This window comes from Nitrococcus sp. (assembly GCF_059432795.1).
Window position 1 is genome coordinate 1 of record NZ_JBXWZQ010000073.1, and the last position, 11,661, is coordinate 11,661.

General features: G+C 65.8%; 10 protein-coding genes. 7 read left to right on the forward strand and 3 right to left on the reverse strand.

Annotation, left to right across the window (positions count from 1 at the left end):
* Positions 1 to 220 (forward strand): hypothetical protein (locus tag AC52Q4_RS05815; protein ID WP_495535859.1); only part of this gene is annotated, 220 nt, incomplete at its 5' end.
* A gap of 50 nt (positions 221 to 270) precedes the next feature.
* Here AC52Q4_RS05815 and AC52Q4_RS05820 read toward each other — a convergent pair.
* Positions 271 to 1,209 carry a hypothetical protein gene (locus AC52Q4_RS05820; RefSeq protein ID WP_495535860.1) on the reverse strand — a complete coding sequence of 313 codons (939 nt, stop codon included), beginning with the start codon at positions 1,207 to 1,209 and terminating at the stop codon, positions 271 to 273.
* A 258-nt stretch (positions 1,210 to 1,467) separates the two neighbouring features.
* Here AC52Q4_RS05820 and AC52Q4_RS05825 point away from each other — a divergent pair, with 258 nt between their 5' ends.
* Both AC52Q4_RS05825 and AC52Q4_RS05830 read left to right on the forward strand, forming a co-directional pair.
* Positions 1,468 to 2,514: a glycosyltransferase family 2 protein gene (locus tag AC52Q4_RS05825; RefSeq protein WP_495535861.1), complete on the forward strand. Its 1,047-nt coding sequence runs from the start codon at positions 1,468 to 1,470 to the stop codon at positions 2,512 to 2,514.
* Positions 2,511 to 3,770 carry a glycosyltransferase gene (locus tag AC52Q4_RS05830; RefSeq protein WP_495535862.1) on the forward strand — a complete coding sequence of 420 codons (1,260 nt, stop codon included), beginning with the start codon at positions 2,511 to 2,513 and terminating at the stop codon, positions 3,768 to 3,770. The genes AC52Q4_RS05825 and AC52Q4_RS05830 overlap by 4 nt, the downstream gene beginning before the upstream one ends.
* A 39-nt stretch (positions 3,771 to 3,809) precedes the next feature.
* Here the strand turns inward: AC52Q4_RS05830 and AC52Q4_RS05835 are convergent, their stop codons facing one another.
* Positions 3,810 to 5,102 (reverse strand): glycosyltransferase, encoded by a 1,293-nt coding sequence (locus tag AC52Q4_RS05835; RefSeq protein ID WP_495535863.1) that lies wholly within the window; start codon positions 5,100 to 5,102, stop codon positions 3,810 to 3,812.
* A 191-nt stretch (positions 5,103 to 5,293) separates the two neighbouring features.
* Positions 5,294 to 6,268, reverse strand: a complete 975-nt coding sequence (locus tag AC52Q4_RS05840; protein WP_495535864.1) for a sulfotransferase domain-containing protein — start codon at positions 6,266 to 6,268, stop codon at positions 5,294 to 5,296.
* Positions 6,269 to 6,500: 232 nt separating this feature from the next.
* Here AC52Q4_RS05840 and AC52Q4_RS05845 point away from each other — a divergent pair, with 232 nt between their 5' ends.
* The 4 genes from AC52Q4_RS05845 to AC52Q4_RS05860 all read left to right on the forward strand — a co-directional run.
* On the forward strand, positions 6,501 to 9,041 hold the full coding sequence (locus AC52Q4_RS05845) for an ELM1/GtrOC1 family putative glycosyltransferase (RefSeq protein WP_495535865.1): 2,541 nt from the start codon (positions 6,501 to 6,503) through the stop codon (positions 9,039 to 9,041).
* 113 nt (positions 9,042 to 9,154) lie between these two features.
* A complete protein-coding gene (locus AC52Q4_RS05850; protein WP_495535866.1) occupies positions 9,155 to 10,207 on the forward strand; it encodes a mitochondrial fission ELM1 family protein in 1,053 nt (350 codons plus the stop codon).
* Between the two features lie 111 nt (positions 10,208 to 10,318).
* Complete coding sequence (locus AC52Q4_RS05855) at positions 10,319 to 11,008, forward strand: 2OG-Fe(II) oxygenase (protein ID WP_495535867.1); 690 nt, start codon at positions 10,319 to 10,321, stop codon at positions 11,006 to 11,008.
* 40 nt (positions 11,009 to 11,048) lie between these two features.
* The coding region (locus AC52Q4_RS05860) for a sulfotransferase family protein (protein ID WP_495535868.1) at positions 11,049 to 11,661 on the forward strand (613 nt) is incomplete at its 3' end.

The following is an 11,661-nucleotide window of genomic DNA, read 5'->3' on the forward strand; positions in this document are numbered from 1 at the left end:
ATTGCGAAGGGCGAACCGGCTTGACATCGAGCTCTACCGATACGCCGAGGCGGTCGTCTATCCGCGGCAGCAACAGGCCTTCGCCAGCGCGCTCGAGCGGCAGGCGCGGGTCAGCGGGAGACGCTTCTGGACGCGCTACGGCCAGGGCTACTGCGCCAACGTCACCTACCGAGACCTGGTCTACGAGCCCATGGCTTGGCTGAGCCGCCGCAGTACGTAGCAAGTCACATAGGCTCAGCCGCAGGCCGCGCGGGCAAGGCGCGGCTCGGGTCAGGCGGATTCATGGCGGCTGCGCCGTCCACCCGACGGCGCGCTCAACGGGCTTTGATCGCCGGAAACGCGTTGAGTCCGTTCCCGATAGGCGGCTCTAGACTGCCCGATCAGTTGACCGAGGCGTCGGTTAACTTCGTGCGGTCGCAGCGCGCGGGTCCGTCCCTTCAAGAGGATATGCTTGGCGCGCGTGAGCTGATTCACGATCTGGAGGAAGGGAAGGTAGCTCCGGAAGTCGGGCGCCCCGTGGTTGTCGAGGCGTTCAAAAAACGCGTCGATGTGCGCGTCCGTGAGCCAGCGCGATCGCGCCTTGGCGACGCCCCCGCCGATCAGCGCGTTGGCGTAGAGATTCTTGATGTCGATGGCGCAGACGAGGTTTTCGTCTTTCCTCAGGACCAGGTTGGCCGGAGCCGGATCCGTGTAGTCGTAACCGAACCATACCGAGGCGGGCGCAATTTCATCGCTGTGTTCGGTAAGCTCCAAGTAGCAGTGATCGCTCAGCACTTTCACATCATGCAAAAAGCGTAAATCCCGAGTCACCTCATCCCATAGCGGGGTCTCGCGAAGCGTTTCCCGTCGGGGTGCTCGTTTGTAGACAGCGGCGTAGAAGTCCGCCAAAAGGGCGAGGGTATGGCTGTCGACGCGACCTATGGTGCGATCCGGTATGAACTCAACGAGCAGCGTGCTGCGGCGCTGGCCGATGACGACTGGAAAATGGGGGCTGGGGCCGAACGCTTCCAGATCGGACCGGACCCGATCCGCCCGGGATTCGCTATGATAAACGACTTTTTTGTATTGCTGCTTGTTGATGAAAACATACCGGACATCATAGTCTTTTCGGTTCCATCGATTGAATGCGGACAGCAGTTTTCGCCGCAGCCGTTTCGTGATTCCGTAAGCGGGCTTTTCGCGATAGACGACCGGCTTGTTTTCGAACATTGTATTCGCCTCCTACGCGAGAGTTGCCGCGGCTGCGCCGGACGATCCGAAATTAACGCCAAGCTGATTGGCCTTCTCGCAATGGAAGTTGCGAAATCCGAATCGTGCCCTGCAGAAGTCGACATGGTACATTATTTCGATTGAGATAAGGGCGCGTGACCCTGGGCTCTCAGCGGCCCGCTCACCCATGGGGTGGAACGCGGCGCACGGACCGAGCGACGCGGCGAGCATCGGAGATCACTTCAAATCCCATCACCCATGACAGCGCGTAGCACGCCAACGGTTACCGTACTGGTTCCCGTCTACAATCGGGCGGCTTACATCCGGGATGCGATCGAGAGCATCCTGGCGCAGACTTTCACCGATTTCGAGCTGCTCATTATTGACGACGCCTCGAGTGATGGCAGCGCCGATGCCGTGGCGTCGTATCGGGATGAACGGTTGCGTTTGCTTCGCAACGCGGACAATCTCGGTATCCCCGGCAGCCGCAACCGCGGCATCGATGAGGCGCGCGGCGAGTTTCTCGCCTTTCTCGACAGTGATGACCGCGCTCGGCCCGAGCGGTTGGCGCATCAGGTGGCATTTTTGCGCGACCATCGCGAGTACGCTGCGGTGGGCAGTTGGATCGAGTGGATGGACCGGGAGGGAAGGCCGCTGGGGCGGATAAAGCGCAAGGCGGTAGGTGCGGCGCAGATCGCCGCCGAGCGCCTTTTCCGATCCTGCCTGGAAAACTCCGCGGCCATGGCACGCACCGCCGTTCTGCGTCACTACAGGCACCGCGAGCACATCAAACTCGGTTCGGATTACGATTTGTGGGCACGTATCGCAGCGGAGCACAAGCTCGCAACCCTGCCGGAAGTGCTGACCTACCGCCGCCAGCACGGGGGGCGGACTACCGAGGGGCGCACCGAGGAGATCAAGGCCTGGCGCCTGCAGATATTCGCCGAGCAGCTGCAAGCGCTCGGCGTGAGCTATAGCCCATCCGACCTGGAGCGCCACTATGAGCTGCGGCGCATGCAGAAGCTCGGCATGCACCCGGACCGGGGTTATCTGGAATGGGCGCAGGATTGGCTGCAACGGCTGCACACCGCGAACGCCCAGCGTGGTTGCTATCCCGAGCCCGCCTTCTCGCGGGTGCTGGGGACATTCTGGTTGAAGGCCTGCTGGCATGCCACGCCGGTTCTGGGTTGGCGCGCATGGCGCCGCTTCTGGGCCTCGCCGCTGCGCGCGCAGGCCTGGCCCGGTGTGACGCAGCTCGCACGCACGCGCCTCGCCGCTCGATTGCCTGCCCCGTCCCATTTATGACGCAAGCGCCCGGGGCCGATCGCAAGGTGGCCCACATCGCGTTGTTCATGTCGCTGCTGAGCGGCGGTGGCGTGCAACGTACCATGCTCAGGCTGGCCGCCGCGCTCGATGCCCGCGGGCACCGTGTGGATGTGGTGGTTTGCCGCGTCAATACGCCGGAGCCGCAGCGGCTGGTGCCGGCGGGGGTGCGTCTCGTTGCGTTGCGCCGCGTACCGTCGATGCGGGGACGGCTCGCGGCATTGCAGGCCGACCCGAGTGGCTTCAGAAGCTTGCTCAGACCGGTGCTGCTGCCGCTCAAATCGTCCAACAAGTTGCGCTATCTGCCCGATCTGGCCCGCTATCTGCGCCGGGAGCGTCCGCAGGCCCTGCTCTCTGCCATGACGCAGCCGAATCTGATCGCTATCTGGGCCCGGCGTCTGGCGGGCGTTTCCACGCGGATTGTCGTGAGCGAGCGCAATATGCTGTCGCGCTATGTCGCTAATTTCGAGCGTGATTGGCGCTGGCGCTATCTGCCGCCGCTGATCGGTCGGACCTATGCGTTTGCGGATGCGGTGGTCGCCGTGTCCCGGGCGGTGGCCGACGATTTGGTCGCCACGGCCGACCTTCCCAGTGAGCGCATCGTGGCCATACCCAATCCGGTTGTCACCGCGGAGTTGCTGGAGCAGGCGCGTTCGCGGCCCCATCATCCCTGGTTCGGCGCGGACGCTCCGCCGGTCGTGCTCGGTGTCGGTCGGCTGGTTGAGCACAAGGACTTCGCGACGTTGCTGCGGGCTTTCGCCGAGGTGCATGCCGCGCGCCCGGCGCGCCTGGTGATCCTGGGAGACGGCCCGGAGCGCGCGGCGCTGCAAAGGCTGGCCCGCGAGCTCGGCGTCGCCGACGCGCTGGACATGCCCGGCTGGGTGGATAATCCCATTGGCTACATGGCCGGTGCGGGGGTTCTGGTGCTGTCCTCACACTGGGAAGGTTTGCCGGGGGTGTTGATCGAGGCGCTGGCAAGCGGTTGCCCCGTGGTGGCCACGGATGCCCCCGGCGGAGCGGCGGAGATTCTGGAGCACGGGGCATACGGCCGGTTGGTGCCGATTGCCGACGTGTGCGCCATGGCGGCGGCGATAGCGGACACGCTGGCGTCTCCGCCCGATGCGGAGCGACTCAGAAGGCGCGGCAGTGAATTCTCCGTCGAGCGCGCGGCGCAGCGCTACCAGGAGCTTCTATTGAGCCCGCCCGTTGCGCCGCCTCTTACGTCCGGCCAACCGTAACGATCCCGAGGCCGACCGGGGCACGGATCGCAGGACGAATCAGCGTTCGCAGCGCAGACCATCGAGCATCACCTGCAAGTACCGCTGCGTGCCTCGCTCGACTGAAAACGCGGCGGCGCGCTGCTTGAGCCGTTCCGGGTCCGGCGGGCTATCCAGCACGGCGGTGATGGCCTCGGCGAGGGCGCCGTCATCGCCGACTGCCACCAATTGACCGTGGCGTCCGCCCTGCAGGATCTCGGCCGGACCGCTCGGGCAATCGGTCGATACAATCGGGCAGCCGCAGGCCAGGGCTTCGACGAGCACGGTCGGCAATCCTTCATAGGCCGAAGACAGGACGAACACCGCGGCGCGCGCCATGTAGGCGAACGGGTTGGCCACGAAGCCGGGCAGCGAGACGTCGTTTGCGATTCCCAGTTGCTCGGCCAACGCTTCCAGTTCCGTTCGACCCTTGCCTTCGCCGAGGATCATGAGGCGCGCTCGCCGCTGCTCCCGGACACGCACGAAGGCGCGCAGCAGCGTCGGAAAGTCTTTCTTCGGGTCCAAGGAGCCCGTCCCCAGCACGACCGGCGGGGCGTCCGGGGCGAACCAGGTATGGTGCAGCGGCGCATTGGCCTGGGCGAAGAGTTCCTCCGAGACGATGGGATTGTAAACGGTGGTAATGCGCTCGCGCGGCAAACCCGTGCTTAGCGCCAGGTCGTCGGCGACGCCGTCGGAGACCGCCACGACGGCATCGGCCCATGGGTACGTCCGCGCGATCAATTGGGGCAGCTTTCGCCAGCGCCACGGACGGGATTTGCCCTGGATGTAGGCGGACAAATGGTTGCGTTCGCTCACCACCAGCCGGGTCGGTGCATTCACCCGCCGACGCGCCAGCAGCGCGATACAGTTCAGAATGTTGCCGGCGGCGAGCAGCGCCTGCGGCCGAGCTTGCTGCAGATAACGCGCCAGTGCCGATACGCGCTGCGCCCACGGTGGCAGCAGCAGCGGTTGCAGCGCCGGCCAGCTGGACGGCCGTTCGGCGGCGAGCACGTTCGCAGAGGCCAATACCCGGCTTGCTGGCTGAAAGGCCTTGGACTCCAAAGCAACGAGATTGACGCCGTGCGGGATATGCGCTTCGTACGGCCCCTTGGCCTTGCATATCACCAGATCGACCCGCAGGCCGCGCTTGCTGAAGCTCTCGGCCAGGCGCAGCAGGTTTTTTTGGATTCCGCCGCCTTTCAGGTCGCGCATGAACAGCGCGACGTGCCCGTTGTCCCGGTTCAAGGAGACTGGGCTAGTGGGTCTCTCGGTGGAGCGGGCAGACGTTGCCGTGGTTTCTTCTATCCCGGTCATGCACCCGAATCTCCGCATGCCGCTTGCCGGCGCGCTCCAGCGCATCCCTGCGCCTCTGCGGATCCCGGCTCGGCGGCGCTATGTCTGGTGAGCGTGGCCTCGGCGAGCGGGTCTCATGCGCTCAGTGCCCGTGGCGAGGTGACGGCGAATTTCGCGCCGAGCGAATCGACGGCCCTCGCCCGAGCGCCAGGCTAGGCTTCATGGACGGCCGTGTCCGCCGGGGTTTGTTCATAGCCAAGCACTGGGTCGAGTCGCTCGCGTACCATGGCCTCCATCGCCTGCGCCTGCTGCGGCTCGAAATAGTCGCGGAAACCACCCACCTTGCCGCGCCGAACCTTGTAACTGTGAGGGTCGTTGCGGTTCTGCAGGCGCAGCCCGGCATTCTGGAAATAGTTGGTCTCCTCCAGCTTGCGCAGATTGTCGAAGGAGGCAAACTCCACGGCCTCATCCAGTGCTTCGCTGCTGAAGTCCTCATCCAGGTGCTCGACGATGCGTTGCAGCGTGGCGCGAGTGTGCGAGCGCAGATCCTCGTAGCGCACGATGAGACCGTTGTCACGGGCGGCGAAATGCTTCGCCCAGTTATTATGAAAGGCGATCAGCCCCGGCAGCCCCAACTCGGGGTGCATCACGAAATCCCACATGGAGATCGTCTTATGGTCGATTGGCTGGCGCAGCTCGCTCAGGATAAGCTCCCGCTTGGCCGCGGAGGTCCGCCGCGTGAACTGAAAATACCAGGACACGGCGATATCGCAGGGATGACGGGCGAGGAGAATCAGACGCTTGTCATCGGTGGGCTCGGCGGACAACACCTCACGCAGGGCGGCCTCGTAAGTATAGTGGCCGTTGCTGACGATGAACCGGGGCAGTGCGGGATTGAAGCGCTGGAGCTCGTCGGTTTTCATCACCCGCCGTGCCGGGAGATCGTACTTGCGCTGGAACAGGCGAAAGAGCATGACGCGCAGCCAAGTGCCGCCACTCTTGGGGTGAACGATGATCACCGCATCGGCCTGGCGTGCCTGGCTGCGCTGCAGCACCCCGAGTGACGAACGCCGGGCGCGCACGCGCAATGCCCTCGGCAGCCACGCCGTGGCGCCGAGCACGGCCGCGCGTCGGTAGCGATCGGGTAGATAGGTCATGCTGTTCCCCTGTTTCTCCATGTTGCCCATTATATTCAAACTCCGCATCCCCGGCCTACGGCGTCGCACGAGCTGCAGGCCCCTGCGCCGATCGCGCCTCAGCATACGCCCGCGTCTCGCGCGAGTCCCGCTGGTAAGCGCCCGCGGCTGGCGGGAGAATACCACTTGCGTAGTGCACAAGCCGATCAAACCCAATACGATGACGCAACCATGACGGGGGATTCGTGATCTTCGGGTTTCGCTGCAATCTGGAGCCAACCTCATGGCATTCCTGATCAGACGTGTGTTGGCGGGTCTGGCGCAGAAGGACCCGATCAAAGGCCGTACTGAGTGGCCTGAGCTCGAATGTGTGGTGCTGCCGGCCACAGAGGAAGCGGGGAAGTGCGCCAAGCCCGCAGTTCGAATCTTCCTTGGAACCGAGGCGGCCCAGTACCGGGCGGAGCGGGTATTCGTATGGTCCATCGTCAAGGTGCGGAACCCTTCGCGTCGCTATGAGATCTATCTGCTGAAGGATCTCCCGGGCTTCGACCGGCGTTGGTGGCTGACCGGTTTCACCGCCTATCGCTTTGCCATTCCGGAGCTTGCCGGCGCGGCGGGCCGGGCGATATACAACGATACGGACCAGATCTATCTCACGGATCCCGCCGAGCTGTTCGATACGCCGATGCAGGGACACGGTTTTCTCTCCATACACCCCCGCGATACCTCGGTGATGCTCATCGATTGCGCACGCATGGTTCACGTCTGGACGCTGGCGAGCGCGCGCCGCTTGCGCCGCAAGGAGCTCGAGGCCAAGGCACTCGCGGAGCCTGGGCTATGGGGCCGCCTGGACGGCGCCTGGAACGCGCGGGACGGCGAATATGAGGCTGGCCGCTCCCGACTCGTGCATTTCACCACCTTGCAGACCCAGCCCTGGCTGCCCCTTCCCGAGGATTACGTCTACTGGCGCAATCCCGTCGGCGCGCTGTGGCTGGACCTGGAGCGCTCGGCCGATGCGGCGGGCTATCAGCTCTTCGATGCGGCCCACCCCAGCGCCGGCTACCGTGCGTTGCAGCAGCGCTTTTGCCGGCTCGCATCACCGGGCGATTCGAATGATTTGGCCGACGGCAGCGCGACGGAACGGCCGGCGATCCGCGAGCTGCTGCAACGCGGTCAGGCGCGCACGGTTTTGGACTTCGGCTTCGCCTCGGCGCTCGCGGAACGCGGCGATGACCGCGATGGACCCGCCGGCGCCGGCACCATGCAGCGCCGCGACCCCGGGCATCCGCCTTGGGACGAGCACGCCGGCCGGTCCTTTGATGTGGTGCTGGCGCGGCGTGCGCTGGAGTATTTTCCCGATGAGGATCTGCCTTGGCTGGTCGAGAAGCTGTTCGCCCTGAGCAAGCGCGTGCTGCATGTGGAGGTGGACGATTCGGCGATGTCGAAAGCGTTGCCGGACGCCAGTGCCCTGGAGATACGCCCGCGCAGCGCTGCGCGGTGGGTTTCCTGCTTCGAGCAGGCGAGCCGCGCCCATCCGGCGGTGCACTGGCGGCTGGTTTTGAACGGCCGCGACGGCGCGGGCCGGCGAATCGAGCAAACGCGGATCGGCGGGCGGCTCGTGCACGGTCCGCCGCGCGTTTGGGTGCTGACGCACCGCAAGCCGGGACACAACACGCAGGCCGTGGGTTTGGCGGAGGCGCTCGGCTGGCCTTATGAGGTCAACGCGTTGCCGACCTTGCCCGTGGCGCTTGGGGTGCGATGGCTGTTACGCAGGCTCGGATTATCCACGTGGATCGGCGAGCCTGCAGGAGGGGGGGAGCTCTCCCCGCCGTGGCCCGATGTCGTGATCGCGGCCGGTTGGCTTCCCACCCGTGTGGCGCGGTGGCTTCGGTGTGAGAACCCGGCGCTGCGCGCGGTGCTGCTCGGTCGCAAGAACGGTCCGGGCGAATCCTCGGAGCTGCTGGTGGGTTGCGCTCACTTCGGCTTGCCGTTGGCGGAAAATCGTATCGAGACCCTCTTGCCGGTGCATCCGGTGAGCACCGAGCGGCTTCAGGGCGAGTTCGAGCGGCACCGGGAGCTTTTCGGAGGGCTGTTGCGCCCCCGGATCGTGGCGCTGGTGGGCGGCGACAGCAAGCATTCGCGCCTCGATACAAGCGGTGCCCATCGTCTCGGCAAGGAGCTGCAGGCATTTGCGCAGTCCGCCGGCGGCACGGCGCTTGCCATCACCAGCCGGCGGACCGGCGGGCCGGCCACGGCGGCGCTCAAGGCCGGGATCGGCGGCCCCGAGTACGTGCACGAATGGCGCCGGGAAGAATCGGACAATCCGTACTTCGCTTACCTGGGCGCGGCGGATGTGCTCGTTGTCACGGGGGACAGCGAATCGATGCTGGCGGAGGCGGCGGCGACCGAAAAGCCGCTTTACATCTATCCGATCGCGGAGCGAGTCAGGCTATGGGACCGGATTTCCGCTTGGGTCGCCCGCCAGGCGCGCGCGCAACCGCGGAACACACGCGGCAGCGTGCGGCCCCAGCGTGGCCTGGAATACCTTTGTGCCCGCTTGATCGATCGGGCGTGGGTGCTTCCGCCCCGGGATACGGCGGCGTTGTACGAAGCGCTGCTCGAGCAGGGGGTGGCGCGCATGTTCGGCGCCCCGCTGGAGCTGCAGCCGCGTCGCCCGTTTCGCGAGAGCGAGGAACTCGCGACGCGCGTGCGCGAGTGGTTGGTCTTCCATGAAGGAGGCGCCCCGGCGGCCGGGGAGCCGGTTGCCGCGCGTGACGCTGCCTTGGGTCGTGCCCTCGAAGAACGGGCAGGTACCGCCTCGTGAGCGGTGGCGCGACGGGCGCTGCCCGTGCCGGTTCGCGCTTGCCTGGCGTAGCGATCTCCCGTGAGCCTCGAGTGTGGGTGTTGCTCGGTAAGGGGGCCGGCGGAAACGCGCAGATGATTGCGCTCGTCGAGGCGCTGGGCTGGCCGTATGAGGCCAAGCGTCTTGCCTACAACGTGCTCAATGTTTGCCCCAACCTGGTTTTGGGCAGCACGGCGGTCAGCCTCAGAAAAAGACGCTGCAGCCCGTTGCAGCCGCCCTGGCCGGATCTGGTGATCGCCGCCTCGCGGCGCAGCGCACCGATCGCGCAATGGATTCGCAAGCGCTCCGGTGGGCATACCAAGCTGGTGCATTTGTTTCATGCCCAAGCTCCGCTGCATCGCTTCGATTTGATCGTAACGCTCCCCCAATACCGGTTGCCGGCTCGATCCAACGTGCTTCACCTCGCGGCGCCGCTCAACCGGGCCGATCCGCAGCGCCTGGAGCAGGCCGCCGCGGAGTGGGCACAGCGCCTGCGTCATTTGCCGCGACCGCTGACCGCCTTGCTGGTCGGCGGTAACAGCTCGCGCTACTTGCTGAATGCGACGACGGCGTGCCGGCTGGGGCGGGAGGTGAGCCGCGCGGTGCGGCAGGCGGGGGGCGCGCTATTGGTCACGACCAGCCCACGCACGCCGCAAGCGGCGACGCAGGCATTGTTCGAGGCTGTGGAGTGCCCGGCGTTTCGCTATGCTTGGCGCCCGGCGGACCCGGACAACCCCTATCTTGGCTTTTTGCGGCTGGCGGACCGATTCATTGTCACGGCCGACAGCGCCTCGCTCGCGAGCGAGGCCTGCGCCACCGGCAAACCGGTGGCGGTGTTTCACTACTCCCCGCGCCAGCGAGCGGGAGGCGGCGCTGACGACCGCGGCGCTGGGGCTCTGGCCCGGGTCGCAAGGCGCTGGGGCCGCCTCGTTCACGAGCGCCTTGTGTACTGGGGTCTGATCAAACCGACGCGCGACTTCGCTGCCTTTCATCGCTCGCTCGAAGCGCGCGGCCTGATCACGACGTTCGGCGAGGCACCGGCATCGCCCGCCCCACAGCCGCTGGATGATCTGGAGCGCACCGTGGCTCGCATTCGGCAGCTCATGCAGACCCAGCGCGAGCCGTCCTCACCGGCGGCGCGGGATTAGAACCGGACGGCTCTACCATACATATCGTCGCTCAACCCATGCGCGGCGGTTTGGTCATACATCACGTTACGGGAGCCTCTGACGTACCTGGATTACGCACGATTGGCCGCCGTGGATGCGCAGACCTTCCGCAATCGCTCGCCTTATCCCTGGTGCAACCCGCAAGGCCTGTTGACGGAGCCCGGTTACCGGCGGCTCTTGCAGACCCTGCCGGACGTCTCGCTGTTCACGCGCGCCTTCGGGATTCAGCGCGCGCACGGCCAGAGGCCGCACGACCGGTTCTCCTTGGAGTACCGTCCGGGTTTGGAGGTGGCCGAACCCTGGCACGAGTTCGTCGAAGAGCTGCGCGGCGCAGAATACGAGCGGTTTCTGCGGCGACTGTTCGGCCGTGGCGGACTCTCGCTGACCTTCCATTGGCATTACACGCCGCGGGGCTGTTCGGTATCACCGCATTGCGATGCCGTGCACAAGCTGGGCTCGCATATCTTCTATCTGAACACCGCGGAAGAATGGGACCCGTCCTGGGGCGGGGAAACCCTGATTCTCGATGACGGCGGGCGCTTCAAACGCAGCTCGGCGCCGGATTTCGCCGAATTCGACCAGGCGTTCGCCGGTGAGACGCTCGGCAACCGCAGCCTGCTGTTTCAGCGCCAAGGCAATTCCTGGCACGGCGTGCGTGAGATCCGCGCCCCCGAGGGCTGTTATCGCAAGGTGTTCATCGTCGTGATCAATGACCGCCTGCGGGCCGGCCTGCGGCGGATCGGTGCGCGACTGGCGGGAAAGGTGGCCGGTGGTTACTGAGCCGAGGCCCGATGCGGGTAACGATTCGGGCCAGGAGGTGGTGGGCCGTAACACCGCCGTGGTGGTGCTCGGAGCCGGGCGCAGCGGGACCAGTGCACTCACGCGCGGCATGCAGGCGCTCGGCGTTAATTTGGGTAATCGGCTGCGGCGGGGCCGCGGAAAGAACCCCACCGGCTTTTTCGAGGACCGGGATCTGCTCTCGATCAACAAGCGCTTGAAGCGTGCGTTGGGGATCACCGGGGAGAGCGTGCGCCTGATACCGCCGTCCCAATGGGACAGCCCCCAGGTGCAGCGGCTGCGGCGGCGGGCGGTGAAGACGATCGAGCAGCGTTTCGGAACAAGCCCGTTGTGGGGATTCAAGTATGCGCGAACCTTGCGCATGCTTCCGTTCTGGGAGGCGGTTTTTCGCGAGCTCGATCTCGAGGTGCGCTACGTGTTGGCGCTGCGCAATCCGCTCAGCGTGGCCCGTTCACGCGCTCAGCTCGACCGGCGGCGGGGCGTGCAGGTCAAAAGCGATCTCGAATGGCTGGTGAACGTGGTGCCCCACTTTCGCACGGCCGCGCAGCGCGGTCTCGTAGTGGTTGACTACGATGCCGTGATCACGAGCCCGATTGCCGAGCTCGAGCGCGTGGCCCGGAGCTTGCGCATTGAGC

Coding starts and splice junctions, on each gene's coding strand:
- AC52Q4_RS05830 (WP_495535862.1), top strand. CDS start 2,511: ATGACGCAAGCGCCCGGGGCCGATCGCAAGGTGGCCCACATCGCGTTG.
- AC52Q4_RS05820 (WP_495535860.1), bottom strand. CDS start 1,209: ATGTTCGAAAACAAGCCGGTCGTCTATCGCGAAAAGCCCGCTTACGGA.
- AC52Q4_RS05835 (WP_495535863.1), bottom strand. CDS start 5,102: ATGACCGGGATAGAAGAAACCACGGCAACGTCTGCCCGCTCCACCGAG.
- AC52Q4_RS05850 (WP_495535866.1), top strand. CDS start 9,155: ATGATTGCGCTCGTCGAGGCGCTGGGCTGGCCGTATGAGGCCAAGCGT.
- AC52Q4_RS05840 (WP_495535864.1), bottom strand. CDS start 6,268: ATGGGCAACATGGAGAAACAGGGGAACAGCATGACCTATCTACCCGAT.
- AC52Q4_RS05845 (WP_495535865.1), top strand. CDS start 6,501: ATGGCATTCCTGATCAGACGTGTGTTGGCGGGTCTGGCGCAGAAGGAC.
- AC52Q4_RS05825 (WP_495535861.1), top strand. CDS start 1,468: ATGACAGCGCGTAGCACGCCAACGGTTACCGTACTGGTTCCCGTCTAC.